Below are 14,593 nucleotides of genomic sequence, written 5' to 3'. Positions count from 1 at the left end.
GTCTCGCGCTGCTCGAAGAATCGCGCCTTTACCTGCTCATCACCTCATGATCGTCGTAAGCCTCCTGTTCGACCGCGCGCCAGGCGCACTCGCCAACCATCGCGCCTACGCGCGCGCGCAGGGTTATCGCCATGAAGTACTGGAATTGCCGGATTTGTCGGGAAGCGACGACCACGCGCGCTGGGTCTATAAATACGAAACGCTTCTGCGCTGTCTCAATCAGGCCGCGAGCAACGAGATCGTCCTTCTTCTGAGCGAGAACGCGGCGATTCTCCGTCCCGTCGAATTGCCGCAGTTGATGGCCGGCCGGGACTGGCTTCTCACCTGCACGGATTCCGAGCGGCCGCAAACGGACATCCTCATATTCCGCAACACCGAATCCGTCCGGACGCGGATTGCGCATCTGGTCGGCCGCTGCCGCTACGGCATCGTGCTGCCAGAACACGAAGCCGACATGCTGCAGGATTTCCCCGCTTGCCCGCCGCAACATCGAGAAGGCGACGTATGTGTGGTGGTGCCTGGGGCGGCGAACACGCAATCCGTCTGGGCGGACTGGAATGCCTTCTCGCTCAGCGTCCGCGACGCTAAGCATCATCGGCGTTATCGGGCGGCGGTTTTCGAGCACATCAACGAATGCATGGCACGCGGTCTCCCTTATCTCACGCTTGCGGATACCGGCGTGCGCGAGACGTCCGCGCACAGCGTTTATGAGCCGAATCGCGCCATCGCGATCGTCATGCTCTATACGCCGAACGTCGCCAAGTACGGGCGTCTCGCAGAAACCAATTTCAGGCGTTATTGCGAGCGCCACGGCTACACGCTGTACGTGCATCGCGAAATTCCCCCGCACCTGAACGACGGCAAGACCTCGGCCAACTGGCACAAGGCTGCGCTACTGCGCGAATATCTTCCGAATCATCAATGGGTGTTCTGGCTCGACGCCGACGTCCTCATCAACGACATGAACCGGCGCCTCGAACCGTTCACGCACGGCCGCGAAACGGTGCTTGCCCGCGATGTGGGAACGTGGGCTTTCAACGCCGGCATCATGGGCTTCCAGCGCAATCAGCCCAACTATGACGCCCTGGCACGGGTGATCGAAGAGTGCCGGAATCTGGAAGACAAGGCCCACGTGTACGCGAGCCAGGGCGATCAGCATTATTTCATCCGCGCATTCGAGTCGATGCCGGAGTTCGATGCGACGCGCATTCTCGATTTCATCGATCTGAACACGCCCTGGGTCTACCGCCGTCCCGACAGCTTCATGGTCCACTATTTCGGCATGTGGGAAGACAACCGTGCGCTCCTGATGGATTACGACCTGCGGCACTCCGCGATGGCATGACGTGCAGAGACAAACGCCCGGCGCGAAAGAATCCGCCGGGCGTTTTCACGTTCGAGCAATCGCTCGTGTCAGGCCTTGTGCTCCGAATGATCGAGCTGCCTGAGCGATTGCGGCAAACCGAACAACAGCAGCAGCGCGCACACCACGCTCATCGCGCCGATCGCATACAGCGCGGGCGTCGTGCTGCCCATCGTGTCGCGGATACGGCCGACCATCACCGGGCTCACGATGCCGCCCAGTTGCCCCAGCGTGTTGATCAGCGCGATCCCGCCCGCCGCGCCCGCGCCGGTCAGGAGCTTCGGCGGCAGCGCCCAGAACGCCGGGATCGAAGCGATCACGCCCGCGCCCATCACACCGAGCGCGACGATGAGCAGCGCCGTCTGCTTGTCGAAGATGCCTGCCGCGAAGAAGCCGATCGCCGCCATCACGAGCAGCGTCGCGACGAACTTGCGGCGCTCCCCCGAACGATCCGACATGCGGCCGACCACGACCATGCAGATCGCGCCGCAGATATACGGCACCGCCGTGAGTAGACCGATGATCGTCGGATTTTGCGTGCCCGCCGCGCGGATCAGATGCGGCGCCCAGAAGTTCAGCCCATACGACGCGATCTGGATCAGGAAGTAGATCAGGCCGAGCATCAGGAAGCCGGGCGTCCTGATCGCGCCGAAGAGCGAGTGGCCGGTGTCCGTGTGCTGGCTTTGCGTCGAGATCTGGCTTTTCAGGTACGTCTTCTCCGCGGTCGTGAGCCACGCCGCATCATCGACGCGATCCTTCAGAACGTTCAGCACGAGAATGCCCAGCAGCACGCACGGCAGGCCGCCGAGCAGGAACAACCAGTGCCATCCGGCGATGCCCGCCACGCCATTCAGATGCCCGAGCACCAGCCCCGACAGCGGCGCGCCGAAAAGGCCCGAGAATGCCGACGCGAGGAACAGCATCGACGTGATGCGGCCGCGATAGCTCGCCGGAAACCACAGCGTCAGGTAGTACAGCACGCCCGGCGCGAAGCCCGCTTCCATCGCGCCGATGATGAAGCGCAGCCCGTAGAACTGCCACTCCGTCTGCACGAATACCATGAGCGCGGTCGCGATGCCCCACGAAATCATGATGCGCGCGATCCAGCGGCGCGCGCCGACCTTGTAGAGCAGCATGTTGCTCGGCACTTCGAAGAGCACATAGCCGATCACGAAAAGACTCGCCCCGAGACCGTACGCGGTGTCGGACAGACCGAGCGAGCTTTGCATCTGGAACTTCGCGAAGCTGATGTTGATGCGGTCGAAGAACGCGAAGAAATAGCACAGCATGATGAGCGGCATGAGCCGCAAGGCCACCTTGCGAATGATGTCCGAGGTGTTTCCGAGAATGTGCGGCTCATCGGCCGGGTTGACGCTTAGATCGCTCATGTTTGTCTCCAGTATTGTTTTGGTCTCATGATTCAGATGGTCTTCACGTAGTCGGGAGCCGGATGCAGATCGCCGTTGCGGCCCGCCTTGGCGACCTGGCCCGACACTTCGTGTCCGACGAGCGCGGGCAGCGTGCGCGACAGCGCAATCAGCTTGCGCAGATCGATGCCCGTCGGAATGCCCATCTCGTCGCACATGTTCACGAGGTCTTCGGTGCAGATGTTTCCCGATGCGCCGGGCGCAAACGGACAGCCGCCGAGACCGCCGAGCGCGGCATCGAAACGGCGCGCGCCCGCGTCGTACGCGGCGAGGACGTTGGCGAGGCCCAGGCCGCGCGTGTTGTGGAAGTGCAGCGTCAGGTCGGCGGCGGGCACGTGTTCGAGCACGCGTGCGACGAGACGCGCGACCTGACGCGGATTCGCCATGCCGGTCGTATCGGCGAGCGTGATGCCGGCGATGCCCATTTCGCGATACGTCCGCGCAATCGACACGACGCGGTCTTCGTCGATGCGCCCTTCGAACGGGCAGCCGAACGCGGTCGCGACCGTCGCGTTCAGTGAAACCTCGGCCGACGCGAGCCGCACGACATCGCCGAAACCCGCCAGCGACGACTCGCAACTCATGCGCATGTTCGCGCGGTTGTGCGTCTGGCTCGCGGACATCACGAGATTCAGTTCGCCGGCATGCGCGGCGAGCGCGCGTTCCGCGCCCTTGACGTTCGGCACGAGCGCGACGTAGATCACGCCCGCCACGCGCCCGATGCCGTTGAAGACCGCGTCGCCGTCGCGCAGCGCGGGAATCGCTTTCGGCGACACGAACGAGCCCGCCTCGATACGCGTGAAGCCGCACGTCGAAAGTCCGTCGATCAGCGCGATCTTGTCTTCGGTCCCGACCCACTGCTTTTCGATCTGCAGGCCGTCGCGCGGCGCGACTTCCTGCACGATCAGCGCTTCGCTGTATTCGTAGTTCATTGCACGGCTCCTTCGACGCGCAGTCGTTCCACTTCATCGGCGTCGAAGCCGAGCGATTCGAGCACCGCTTGCGTGTGCTCGCCGAGCGCCGGGCCCGACCAGCGCACTTCACCCGGCGTGTCGGAGAGCTTGGGTACGATGCCCGGCATCTTCACCGATGCGCCGCCGGGCAAATTCGCCTGCAAGAGCATGTCGCGCGCCTGATAATGCGCGTCGTTCACGATGTCCGCGACCGAGTAGATGCGGCCCGACGGCACGTCCTCGCGTTCGAGCGTCGCGAGCACTTCTTCCATCGCGTGATGCGAGGTCCACGCGGTGATCGCTTCGTCGAGCATCGCGCTGTGACGCACGCGGCCGTCGTTGCGGGCGAGCGCGGGATCGTCGGCGAGATCGGGACGGCCGATCACGTTCATCAGGCGCTTGTAGATCGGATCGCTGTTGCCCGCGATCACGACGAAGCCGCCGTCTTCCGTGCGATACGTGTTCGACGGCGCGATGCCCGGCAGCGCCCCGCCGCTGCGCTCGCGCACATGGCCGAGCAGATCGTATTCGGGCACGAGGCTTTCCATCAGGTTGAAGACGCTTTCGACGAGCGAGACATCGACCACCTGTCCATCGCCCTGACCGGTCTTCACGCGCAGCACCGACATCAGCGCGCCGATCACGCCATGCAACGATGCCAGCGAATCGCCGAGACTCACGCCGACGCGCGCGGGCAGTCCTTCGGCGTCGCCGGTCGTGTAGCGGATGCCGCCCATCGCCTCGCCGATCGCGCCGAAGCCCGGCCGATCGCGGTACGGGCCCGTCTGGCCGTAGCCGGAGATGCGAACCATCGTGAGCTTCGGGTTGATTCCGTGCAGCACGTCCCAGCCGAGGCCGAGCTTTTCGAGCGCGCCGGGACGCATGTTCTCGATGACGATGTCGGCGTCGGCGGCGAGACGCTTGATCACGTCCGCGCCCTCCGGCGACTTGAGGTTCACGCACACCGACTTCTTGTTGCGCGATTGCAGATACCACCAGAGCGATGTGCCCTCGTGGAGCTTGCGCCATTTGCGAAGGGGATCGCCGCTATCCGGCGCTTCGATCTTGATGACTTCCGCGCCGAATTCGGCCAGCATCCGCGCGGCGAAAGGCGCCGCGATGAGCGTGCCGATTTCGATGACGCGAATGCCCTGAAGAGGTCCGCTCATGCTGCTCGTCTCCTGATGATGTGCTTTTGATGGAGACAAGCTTATTGGCGAACGCTCGACTGCGTCCAACCGCATTTCGGCAAGGACCGTTCGTCAAACGCGAACGCTCGCGGTCCTTGCTGCGCGCTATCCGCGCGCTTCGACGGTCCGCAGATGATCGAACAACAGGCGGCTCACGGGCGAAAGCGCGTCCGAATCGCGCACGACGATCACGAGACTGCGCGCCGCCCATTCGTCTTCCAGCGCGACAGCGGCGAGACCGAGCTGCCGGCCCATCGCCTCGAAGACCTGCATCGGCAGGACGCCCACGCCCATGCCCGCCTGCACCATGCGGCACACGGCATCGAAGCCGGGCACGTGGATGCGCAGTCGCAGCGCGCGGCCCGCCTGACGCGCCGCGAGATGCGTGCGCATGTTGATCGAGCTCGCCGAATGCAGGCCGATGTGGTCGAAATCGAGCGTCTGCGCGAACGCGACGCTCGCGGCCGACGCAAGCGGATGATCGCCGGGCATGACGATCGCGAGCCGGTCGTGCCGGTAATGCGCGGTTTCGAGTCCGCGCGTGTCGGCGTCGCCGGAGCAGATGCCCAGTTCGACGAGGCTGTCCGCCACGCCTTCCACGATGCCGCCGCTCGGCCGCTCTTCGAGATCGATCTTGATCTGGTCATGCACGGACGAAAACGCGCGCAAGTCTTCCGGCAGGAACTCGACGATGGCCGAGAGATTCGCCATCATCCGCACATAGCCGCGCACGCCGCTCGCGTGCTCCGCCAGTTCGATACCGATGTTCTCGACATCGCGCAGCACGCGTCGCGCGTGGTGCAACAGCGTTTCGCCCGCCGGCGTCAGTTCCATGCCGCGCGCCTTGCGCTCGAAGAGCACCGCGCCGACCGCCTGCTCCAGTTCGAGCAGACGCTTGCTCGCCGCCGACACCGCGATCGCTTCGCGCTCGGCGGCCCGCGTGAGCGTGCCCTCCTCGAATACCGCGAGAAAGAGTTGCAGTGTCGTGAGATCGAGACGTCTGAGGAGATTTCGGGTGGCCATCGTCGGTGCGGCCGCGATCAGCGCGCGTACTTGAAGGTGCCCTGCGCGCTCGCGATCATCACGCGATCGTCGACCCACGCCTCGCCGCGCGCAAAATACACGGAGCGTCCCTGCCGCTCGAGAAATCCTTTCGCGACGACCTTATCGCCGATGCCGCGATCGAGATAGTTCACCGTCAGCGAAAGCGTGAAGCCGTGCACGGGTGCGGCGCCCGTCGTGAACAGGCCCGCATAGCCGCAAGCCGCGTCGAGCAGCGTGGCGATCGCGCCGCCTTGCAGGATGCGTTGGCGGTTCAGATGCCCGGCTTGTATCGGCATCGTGAATTCGGCATAGCCTGCGCGCCATTCCGTGAACATCGCACCGAGCGCTTCGAGAAACGGATTGTCCAGATCCAGGTTCGCCACCTTTGCTCCTGATAGACCTTCGTTGCGAGCGATTGTGCCATCGCCGGGCGCAGGCTGCCGAGCGCAACGGGCATGCTCCAATTGGGCCATCCATGAAAAAACCCGCGCGCGGCGGGTTCGATTTACACGGCACCGATTAACCGAAAACTCAGACCGGTTTCCGTTTGACAACGCACACAAATATCCGCCACGCGTGTTTCATGAAATCCCGTCATGAATTCCGCGATTGCGCATCTTTGTGCGCGTTTATTTGCGCCGTGACAAACCGTGTCACGCGCGCAACACACTGCATTAGAGGGCGTCAGTTATAACCACGAATCACACAGGAATTTTTTTCCTCTTCCGTCTTTGCGAAACGTCCGCAAATCTCGGCGACATATTCGGGCTCCGCGGCAACCTGACTGGAACGATGCGACACGGGAACGCTCGTGTCGGGCGGCAGTTCGCCGTCGTCGATCCAGGCATAAAAATGCGCGCTCGTATTCGCTTCCATGTTTTGTCTCCTGTCTATAAAGCGCGAAAAAAAAGCGTTTTGGCGATTCCAGAATGCGCTTATCCCGAGCGGCTCGCCCTAGTGGATTTCATTAATGGACGCAGCGCGCCGGCCTGACGATGATGATAAGAATGCCCGTTCGAAACGCATACCGGACCGCTTCCAATCCGCCTGTCTATTTCGGTAGCGAAAAAAATGCCCGGTGCGAGACCGGGCGGGCTTAAATCATCGGTTATGGAAATCGGGCGTTTTCAGTCCTATATCAGTTATACGACATTCTTTTCGACGATCGGCCGTCCTTCCAGTACGCGCGTCCAGTCGAGCGGCGATAAATCGAGCGTCTCGTAGCGGCCGCGCAAAATCAGTTCGCTCACGCCGCGCCCCGTCGCGGGGCCTTGCTGCAGGCCGTGTCCGCTGAAACCATTCGCGAAGATGCAATTATCGACATCCGGGTGACGGCCAATGATCGCGTTCTGATCGAGCACGTTGTACTCGTAATAGCCCGACCAGCAACGCTCGACGCGCAGCGCCTCGAATTGCGGCACGCGATGCGCGAGCGTCGGCCAGATCACATCGTCGAACAGCGCGTGATCGACTTCATCGAGGGGCAGGTCGTCCGGATCGTTGTCCGCCGCGGGCGACGTGCCGCAGATGAACGTGCGCCCTTCGGGACGGAAATAGACGCCGGACGGATCGATCAGCAAGGGCGCGCGTTCGAGCTTCGCCGGCGATGACACGTTGAAGATGCTGCGCCGCCGCGCGAAAACGGGAATGTCGATGCCGAGCATCGCCGCGACCGGACGCGACCACGCGCCCGCCGCGTTCACGACGGTATCGCACGCATACGTTTCGCCGTTGGCCGCGCGCACGGCCGTTGCGCGCCGCCCTTCGCGCTCGATGCCGGTGACTTCCGTCGTCACATAGCGCACGCCGAGCGATTGCGCCTTGCGACGCAGCGCCTGCACGAGACCGTAGCCGTCGAACCAGCCTTCTCCGCTTTCGCCGAACGCGCCCGCCGCGAGGTCGTCCGTGTTGAGCCACGGAAAGCGCGCGCGCAATTGCGCGGCATCGAGCAGGCTGATGTGCGCGCCGAGTTCGACCTGCAACGCGTGATTCTCGCGCAGCGTCGATGCGCCCGGCGCAGTCGCGAGGAAGAGATAGCCGCCTTCATGCAGATCGATCGACGGACGCTCGCCGTTCACTTCGAGCCGCTCGCCGATCGAGCGCAGAAACTCGATGCCGAAGAGCGACATGCGCACGGAAAGCGGCGTGGAGAACTGCTGCCGGATCGACGCCGCCGACAGCGCCGACGACGAGCGCGCGTAAGTCGGATCGCGCTCGATCACCGTGACGCGCACCGTCGGGTCCGACGCGCGCAGAAAATACGCGACTGAGCTGCCGATCACACCTCCGCCTACGATGACAACGCTCGAAGTCACGTCGGCCTCAGCTCAGATTGAAGTCGATGCCCTGCGCGAGCGGCAATTCCGACGAGTAGTTGATCGTGTTGGTCGCGCGGCGCATGTAGGCCTTCCACGCATCCGAGCCCGATTCACGTCCGCCGCCGGTTTCCTTCTCGCCGCCGAAAGCGCCGCCGATCTCCGCGCCGCTCGGCCCGATGTTCACGTTGGCGATGCCGCAGTCGCTGCCCGATGCGGACAGGAAGCGTTCGGCCTCGCGCAGATCGGTCGTGAACGCGCACGACGACAGACCATGCGCGGCGGCGTTGTTCGCGGCGATGGCTTCGTCGAAGTCGGCATAGCGCATCACGTAGAGAATCGGCGCGAAGGTTTCCTTCAGCACGACCTCCGTTTGCGACGGCATTTCGACCAGCGCCGGGCGCACGTAGTAGCCGTTTTCGTGGCCTTTCACGGTGATGCGCTCGCCGCCCGTCACCTTGCCGCCTTCGCCTTTCGCCTGTTCCAGCGCGTCCTGCATGCGCGCGAACGCCTGAACGTCGATGAGCGGGCCCATCAGCACGCCCTGCTCCAGCGGATTGCCGACCGGCACTTTCGCGTAAAGATCTTTCAGGCGCGCGACGGTCTCGTCGTAGATGCTTTCGTGCACGAAAAGACGCCGCAGCGACGTGCAGCGCTGCCCCGCCGTGCCGACCGCCGAGAACAGGATGCCGCGCAGCGCGAGGTCGCGGTTGGCGCTCTGCGAGACGATGCCCGCGTTGTTGCCGCCGAGTTCGAGAATCGAGCGGCCGAAGCGCTCCGCGACTGCGACGCCGACCTTGCGGCCCATTTCCGTGCTGCCTGTCGCGCTGACGATATCGGAGCGCTTGTCCGCGACGAGCGCCGCGCCGACATCCCGCCCGCCGATGATCACCGAGGCGAGGCCCGCGGGCGCGGAGCCGAATTCATCGATGGCGTCGCGCAGAATGCGATCCACGGCGAGCGCGGTGAGCGGCGTCTTTTCCGAGGGCTTCCACACGACTGCGTTGCCGCACACGAGCGCGAGCGCCGCGTTCCACGACCACACCGCGACCGGGAAATTGAACGCCGAGATGATCGTGCACACGCCGAACGGATGCCACGTTTCCGCCATGCGATGGCCGGGGCGCTCGGACGCGATCGTCAAGCCGTACAACTGGCGCGACAGGCCGACGGCGAAATCGCAGATGTCGATCATTTCCTGCACTTCGCCCAGGCCTTCCTGAAGAATCTTGCCCGCTTCGAGCGACACCAGTCGGCCGAGCGCCTCCTTCTTCTCGCGCAGGCGGTTGCCGAGCAGACGCACCAGCTCGCCACGGCGCGGCGCGGGCACGTTGCGCCACGTCGCGAACGCGCTGCGCGCCGAAGCGAGCGCGGCGTCGACATTGGCGGTGGTGTTCTGTTTCACCCGGCCGATGACTTCACCCGTGATCGGAGAAGTGACGGCGATGTCTCCGTCGGTGACGAGGCTCGCGATGCCGAGGTCGGAAAGAATGGATTGTGCGTTCACGGTGAAGTCCTTTCGAAGCGGGTTCGTTCGTCAGAGCGAAGTTTCTGATAAGAAACTTTCGTAAGTCAGGAGACTATACGCGCTGCCGCTGCCCCTCACAACAGCGGACAATATTGGGGTTGTCACCAATGCGCACGGCCTTCGGCAGCGGTAGATTCGGCCTGGTTCGGGCGCTGCGGCAGCCTCTTCCGGCTGATCGCCCGATGTTATTATCGGAAACACCAAGCCTCGGACACGCGTCCCCATGCCCAGCCTCAGCACGAAAAATTCGCCCGATCAATCCGCGTCCGATCTCGGTCGCCGGGTGAAACGCGCACGGCTCGCGCATGACCTGACGCTCGAAACCGCGAGCCGGCTGTGCGGTGTGTCGCGTTCGGCGCTGTCGAAAATCGAGAACGGGTTGATGTCGCCGACTTTCGACGTGCTGCAGAAAATCGTACGCGGCCTGCAGATCGATCTCGCGGAGCTGTTCGGCACCGCGCCCGCGCCGAACGCGAGCGGCCGGCGCGCGCTCACGCGCCGCAACGAAGGACAGCGCCACGCATATCGCGGCTATCAGATGGAACTGCTCGCCACCGATCTCGCGCACAAGGCCATGCTGCCGTTCCGCATCCGCATTTCGGCGCACACGCTCGATGCGTTCGACGATTGGGGCCGTCACGAAGGCGAAGAATTTCTCTACGTGATCAGCGGCAGCGTATGTCTCTACTCGGAACTCTACGCGCCGACGCACCTGAATGCCGGCGACAGCATCTACTTCGACAGCCGCACCGGCCATGCGGCCATTTCGACGAGCGCGGAAGACGCCGAAGTACTGTGGATGGCGACGGGCGGCGCTGCCCCCGCGCTCTCCGCCGCGCCCGACTCAGTGGACGCCGGCTGACGACGCTATCGCAGGGAGAGGCGCATCGGCATTTCGCTCGGCCCCACGGTGAACGTGCAGACTTCGTGAATATCCGCGGGGTTCGTGGCGAGTTGCGCGGTGAAGTTCGCCGTCAGCATCGACACGACGAGCCGCATCTCCACCGCCGCCAGATGCCGCCCCGGGCACACGCGCGGCCCCGCGCCGAATTGCAGATAAGCGCGCGGTTCGTGCGCACCGCGCGGCGGCGAAACCTCCGGCGATCGGCTCTCATGCCAATGTTCATGCAGCCATCGGTCCGGGTCGTAGCGCTCGGGATCGGCATAGTTTTTCGGGTCCATCATCGCCGGTCGATGCAGCATGAACATTTTCGTGCCGGCAGGCAGGCGCACGCCCTGCAAGCGCACTTCCTCGAGCGGCTCCAGCGACATGTACGGCGCGACCGGATGCAGCCGGCCCGCTTCCGTGCATATGGCCTCGCACAGGTCGAGCTCGCGCATCGCGCCATAGCTCGGGCACACGGCCAGATCACCGAGCACGCGCCGCGCATCGGCGGCGACGCGCGCCTGCAACGCGTCATCGGTGCCGAGAAAGAGCAGCGCCCACGCAATGCTCGTCGCGGTCGTCTCTTCCCCCGCGACGAGCATCGTCAGCACATTGGCGGCGACTTCGTCGTCGGTGATGTCCGAGCCGGGCGCATCGCGCATCGCGAGCATCGCTTCGAGCAGATTGCGCGGCGCGCGGGCGGGCTCGGCGAGCGGCGTCTCGCACGCCTCGATCGCCGCTTCCTCGCGCATGCGTGCGCGCGCTCGCGCCATCAGTTCGCGGATATGGCGGTGCACGTCGATCATCGCTTCATCGAACTTGCGGTCGCGCGGAAACCTGACGTAGTGCCAGTACGCGAACGGCGCGTTCACTCGCGCCATCAACATCGGCAAAAGCATCGACAGTTGCTCCTGGATCAGCACGTGCTCGTTTTCCAGCGTGTTCGGATCTTCGCCGAATGCCAGCGCGCTCGTCACGTCGACGGTGAAACGCTTCAGATCCTCGATCATGTCGACGACGCGGCCGGCGCGCGCCGCGGCTTCCCAGCGCCGCCGCAACCGCTCGGTGATCGCGGCAAGCGTCGGATAGAACGCCTTGATGTGGGGAATCGACAGCGCCTGCATCACGAGCCGGCGCTGCGGCTCCCACGCGGCGCCTTCGATCGAGAACAGGCCGTTGCAGCCGAATTCCTTCAGGATGTTTTCGATGGGCGCGTAGCGGCGGTAGCGGTGCGGCCGCTCGCGCATCACGGCGTGCGACAGTTCGATGTCGTTCCAGACGGTGACCGGCGTCGTCGCGAAGCGGAACACGTAAGGCGTGCCGAGTTCGGCGGCCCAGCGCTCGAGCGTCAGATGGTGCGTGGCGGGCGGAAGCTGATGCAGATTGCCGAAGAGAGGCAGGCCGCGCGGCGCCGGCAAATCATCGACTTCGCGCAGGGACGCGCTGACGGATGCTGCGTTCATGATCGGCCTCGCGAAGGCTTGATCTGAGCAGGATAGTGCAGGAGGGAAAAATCAGGTTGTTGATCAGTTGAAGGAGCGCGCAGACGATGGAATCCGCGCCTGCCTGTCATTCGAGCGGATAGCACTGCCGCGCGTGCAGCACCCCGAGGACCTCGACGCAGTCCGTCAATACCCTGTAGATCACAATATAATTGGGATGAACTACGATTTCGCGCGTCCCCGGCGTACGTCCATTGCGATAAATATAAGGATCGATGGCAGCGGATAGCGGCGCGGATTCGATTGCGTTTTTGAGCGCACGCGCGGAAGCAGGACTGCGTTCAGCGATGTATCGGATGATCTCCCGCAGGTCGAGGCGCGCGTTTTGTGTCCAGACAACTTGCAGCGTCAAGCGGCCCTCGATTTGTGACGTTTCTCGGCGTCCGCGATGATGTCATCCACTTCGGCCATCACCTGATCATGCGGGATACGCGGCCGCGTATCCGCCATCGAGCGCCGTACTTTCTCGCGGAACCACTTGTCATGAGCTTCGGCTTCTTCGACAGTGGCGAATTCAGACACGATCGGATCGAGTGGAGTAGGCATTTCAATTTCTCGTTTCATGATGAAATCGATGATAACGCAGGCGTTCGAGCCTCGTCACCTCGTCCATTCGGCCAAATTCCCCCGTCAACCGGCGCTGAAATTCCTCGCCGTCGCCTTCTTCGAAACCTTCTCGGCAGGCGCCTCCGCGTTCCCCACCGACCGCTTGAAATAAGGCGAACTCAGAGTTGCCGCGCCCATGTCCGACGCCGCTTCGAGCAGCGCCGGCGCAAGCGCCTTCAGGCGCGCTTCCGGCAAACGGCTCGTCGGCCCGGCGAGACTCACGACGCCCACGACGACGCCCGTCACCGGATGATGGATCGGCGCGGCCATCGACGTCATGCCGGCCTCGTAGGTCTCGCTCGCGATGCCGTAGCCGCGTTTGCGCGCCGCCTGCAAGTCCGCGAGAAACTGCTGAATGGTCTTCGGCGCCTTCGGTCCGCCCGCGCCCGGCTTGCCGAGGCCGCCCTGTTTCGACACGAGTTCGAGCGCTTCCTCGTCCGTCAGCGACGACAGCCACGCCTGCCCGCTCGCGGTGCAATGCAACGGCGGCTGGCTGCCCATGTCCGGGTCGTAGCGCAAACCCGACTTCGCGCCCTGCGCCTTGCCGACGAACGTGATGTGGTCGTCCTCGACGACGCCCAGACGCGCCAGTTCGCCCGACTGCGCTGCGAGCCGGTCGAGCACCGGCTGCGACACGTCGAGCACGCCGCCCGTCGACAGATAGATCAGCGCGAGCGACACGAGCTTCAGCGCGAGCATGTATTCGCCGTGATCCTCGTCCTGCCGCACGTAGCCTTCCTCGATCAGCATCGCGAGCAGACGGTGCGTGCCGCTGCGCGGAATATTGAGCGTGTCGGCGATGGCGGCGAGCTGCATCCGCCCGCCGTTCTTCGCCAGCAGTTCGATGATCGACAACGCCCGCTCCAGGTTTCCTGCCATCTTTCAGTCTCTCGAAGTTCCGATTCGGAATGAGAACATGATTCCACCTCGGAATTCAACTGGCATGTGTCAATGTCCGGCGTAGGTCTCCTCGAGCACCGCGAGCGTCGCCTCGCGCAGACGTGTCGCACGCGTGAGCGCGCTCGCGCTCTTCGCCCATTGATTCATCGGCACTTCGATCGACAGCGGGAGATCATCGGGCAGCGCGCGCAAGATGCCCGCGAGGTCGATGCCGCCCTCGCCCGGAATCATGCGCTCGGCGCGCGCCTGATACAGCAGCGTGTCGAGATCGGCGGGACGCTCGGCGGGTGCGTCGCAGAACTGCACGTAGCCGAACCATTCGCGCGGCAGCTCGCGCAGCGTTTCAGTCGACGATCCCGCGCGGTCGAAATGGATCGGGTCGACGATCAGGCCTGTATTCGCCCGCCGCGCCGCCTTCACGATACGCGCGCCCTGCACGATGTCTTTCGCATCCGTCCAGGGCATCGGCTCGAGCGACGGCGACAGCCCGTACGGTTGCGCGAGATCGCACAACGCGGCGAGCCGCTCGGCCGTGCGCGCCTCGTCGGGATCGTTGCCCGCGACGAGCACGTAGCGCGCACCCAGTTCGGCGGCGGTTTCGAGCATCGGCTCGTAATCGGCGACATTCGTATCGGGCTTGAGGCGCAGGATTTCGGCATCGAGCACGCCGATGCCGGTGTCTTTCAGCGCCGCGAGCGTTTCGCGCTTCAAGGGCGTCGCGCCGATGATCTCGTGGCGCACTTCCGTATCGGTCGCGGGCACGAGCCGCAAACCGACGAAATCGTAGCCCGCCCGCGCCGCGCATTCGACCATCTGCGGCGGCGTCAATTCGAGGATCGTCAGCGCGGACAGGGATAGCTTGCGTCGTGACATCGAAAA

At 64.2% G+C, this 14,593-nt stretch carries 15 protein-coding genes; 2 read left to right on the top strand and 13 right to left on the bottom strand.

Features of this window, described 5'->3' with window-relative positions; genetic code table 11:
• The first annotated feature begins 46 nt into the window (after positions 1–46).
• Positions 47–1,345: a hypothetical protein gene (locus U4Y90_RS06755; protein ID WP_321793540.1), complete on the top strand. Its 1,299-nt coding sequence runs from the start codon at positions 47–49 to the stop codon at positions 1,343–1,345.
• A 68-nt stretch (positions 1,346–1,413) separates the two neighbouring features.
• Here the strand turns inward: U4Y90_RS06755 and U4Y90_RS06750 are convergent, their stop codons facing one another.
• The 8 genes from U4Y90_RS06750 to U4Y90_RS06715 form a co-directional block, all read right to left on the bottom strand.
• A complete protein-coding gene (locus U4Y90_RS06750) occupies positions 1,414–2,751 on the bottom strand; it encodes an MFS transporter (protein WP_321793539.1) in 1,338 nt (445 codons plus the stop codon).
• A 32-nt stretch (positions 2,752–2,783) separates the two neighbouring features.
• Positions 2,784–3,722, bottom strand: a complete 939-nt coding sequence (locus U4Y90_RS06745; protein WP_321793537.1) for a hydroxymethylglutaryl-CoA lyase — start codon at positions 3,720–3,722, stop codon at positions 2,784–2,786.
• Positions 3,719–4,912 carry a CaiB/BaiF CoA-transferase family protein gene (locus tag U4Y90_RS06740; protein ID WP_321793534.1) on the bottom strand — a complete coding sequence of 398 codons (1,194 nt, stop codon included), beginning with the start codon at positions 4,910–4,912 and terminating at the stop codon, positions 3,719–3,721. Before U4Y90_RS06740 ends, U4Y90_RS06745 begins: the two co-directional genes overlap by 4 nt.
• A 126-nt stretch (positions 4,913–5,038) precedes the next feature.
• Positions 5,039–5,956 carry a LysR family transcriptional regulator gene (locus tag U4Y90_RS06735; RefSeq protein WP_321793532.1) on the bottom strand — a complete coding sequence of 306 codons (918 nt, stop codon included), beginning with the start codon at positions 5,954–5,956 and terminating at the stop codon, positions 5,039–5,041.
• A gap of 17 nt (positions 5,957–5,973) precedes the next feature.
• Entirely contained in the window at positions 5,974–6,360 is a 387-nt protein-coding gene (locus U4Y90_RS06730) for a PaaI family thioesterase (RefSeq protein WP_321793530.1), read from the bottom strand.
• A 301-nt stretch (positions 6,361–6,661) separates the two neighbouring features.
• A complete protein-coding gene (locus tag U4Y90_RS06725) occupies positions 6,662–6,853 on the bottom strand; it encodes a hypothetical protein (RefSeq protein WP_321793528.1) in 192 nt (63 codons plus the stop codon).
• Between the two features lie 266 nt (positions 6,854–7,119).
• A complete protein-coding gene (locus tag U4Y90_RS06720; protein WP_321793526.1) occupies positions 7,120–8,292 on the bottom strand; it encodes an FAD-binding oxidoreductase in 1,173 nt (390 codons plus the stop codon).
• Positions 8,293–8,299: 7 nt separating this feature from the next.
• Entirely contained in the window at positions 8,300–9,799 is a 1,500-nt protein-coding gene (locus U4Y90_RS06715) for an aldehyde dehydrogenase family protein (RefSeq protein ID WP_321793524.1), read from the bottom strand.
• Positions 9,800–10,043: 244 nt separating this feature from the next.
• Here U4Y90_RS06715 and U4Y90_RS06710 point away from each other — a divergent pair, with 244 nt between their 5' ends.
• Positions 10,044–10,682, top strand: a complete 639-nt coding sequence (locus tag U4Y90_RS06710) for an XRE family transcriptional regulator (protein WP_321793523.1) — start codon at positions 10,044–10,046, stop codon at positions 10,680–10,682.
• 5 nt (positions 10,683–10,687) lie between these two features.
• On the opposite strand, the gene U4Y90_RS06705 is transcribed toward U4Y90_RS06710, so the two are convergent.
• The 5 genes from U4Y90_RS06705 to U4Y90_RS06685 all read right to left on the bottom strand — a co-directional run bounded on the left by U4Y90_RS06705 (position 10,688) and on the right by U4Y90_RS06685 (position 14,587).
• Positions 10,688–12,169: a cytochrome P450 gene (locus U4Y90_RS06705; protein WP_321793521.1), complete on the bottom strand. Its 1,482-nt coding sequence runs from the start codon at positions 12,167–12,169 to the stop codon at positions 10,688–10,690.
• A 106-nt stretch (positions 12,170–12,275) separates the two neighbouring features.
• Entirely contained in the window at positions 12,276–12,560 is a 285-nt protein-coding gene (locus U4Y90_RS06700; RefSeq protein ID WP_321793519.1) for a type II toxin-antitoxin system RelE/ParE family toxin, read from the bottom strand.
• Positions 12,557–12,772: a stability determinant gene (locus U4Y90_RS06695; RefSeq protein WP_321793517.1), complete on the bottom strand. Its 216-nt coding sequence runs from the start codon at positions 12,770–12,772 to the stop codon at positions 12,557–12,559. The genes U4Y90_RS06700 and U4Y90_RS06695 overlap by 4 nt, the downstream gene beginning before the upstream one ends.
• Positions 12,773–12,838: 66 nt before the next feature.
• Positions 12,839–13,693: an IclR family transcriptional regulator gene (locus U4Y90_RS06690; protein ID WP_321793515.1), complete on the bottom strand. Its 855-nt coding sequence runs from the start codon at positions 13,691–13,693 to the stop codon at positions 12,839–12,841.
• A gap of 69 nt (positions 13,694–13,762) precedes the next feature.
• The gene (locus U4Y90_RS06685) at positions 13,763–14,587 is read right to left on the bottom strand and encodes a sugar phosphate isomerase/epimerase family protein (RefSeq protein WP_321793513.1); all 825 of its coding nucleotides are present in this window, start codon (positions 14,585–14,587) and stop codon (positions 13,763–13,765) included.
• Between the last annotated feature and the right edge of the window lie 6 nt (positions 14,588–14,593).

The sequence above is a fragment of the Caballeronia sp. J97 genome (assembly GCF_905220305.1).
Lineage (GTDB): Bacteria > Pseudomonadota > Gammaproteobacteria > Burkholderiales > Burkholderiaceae > Caballeronia.
This window is presented reverse-complemented; position numbering and strand designations above follow the sequence as displayed.

What these genes read in the sequence shown, in the direction of transcription:
- U4Y90_RS06735 (WP_321793532.1), bottom strand. Translation starts at nt 5,956, where the DNA reads ATGGCCACCCGAAATCTCCTCAGACGTCTCGATCTCACGACACTGCAA.
- U4Y90_RS06755 (WP_321793540.1), top strand. Translation starts at nt 47, where the DNA reads ATGATCGTCGTAAGCCTCCTGTTCGACCGCGCGCCAGGCGCACTCGCC.
- U4Y90_RS06710 (WP_321793523.1), top strand. Translation starts at nt 10,044, where the DNA reads ATGCCCAGCCTCAGCACGAAAAATTCGCCCGATCAATCCGCGTCCGAT.
- U4Y90_RS06695 (WP_321793517.1), bottom strand. Translation starts at nt 12,772, where the DNA reads ATGAAACGAGAAATTGAAATGCCTACTCCACTCGATCCGATCGTGTCT.
- U4Y90_RS06725 (WP_321793528.1), bottom strand. Translation starts at nt 6,853, where the DNA reads ATGGAAGCGAATACGAGCGCGCATTTTTATGCCTGGATCGACGACGGC.
- U4Y90_RS06685 (WP_321793513.1), bottom strand. Translation starts at nt 14,587, where the DNA reads ATGTCACGACGCAAGCTATCCCTGTCCGCGCTGACGATCCTCGAATTG.
- U4Y90_RS06750 (WP_321793539.1), bottom strand. Translation starts at nt 2,751, where the DNA reads ATGAGCGATCTAAGCGTCAACCCGGCCGATGAGCCGCACATTCTCGGA.
- U4Y90_RS06705 (WP_321793521.1), bottom strand. Translation starts at nt 12,169, where the DNA reads ATGAACGCAGCATCCGTCAGCGCGTCCCTGCGCGAAGTCGATGATTTG.
- U4Y90_RS06690 (WP_321793515.1), bottom strand. Translation starts at nt 13,693, where the DNA reads ATGGCAGGAAACCTGGAGCGGGCGTTGTCGATCATCGAACTGCTGGCG.
- U4Y90_RS06740 (WP_321793534.1), bottom strand. Translation starts at nt 4,912, where the DNA reads ATGAGCGGACCTCTTCAGGGCATTCGCGTCATCGAAATCGGCACGCTC.
- U4Y90_RS06745 (WP_321793537.1), bottom strand. Translation starts at nt 3,722, where the DNA reads ATGAACTACGAATACAGCGAAGCGCTGATCGTGCAGGAAGTCGCGCCG.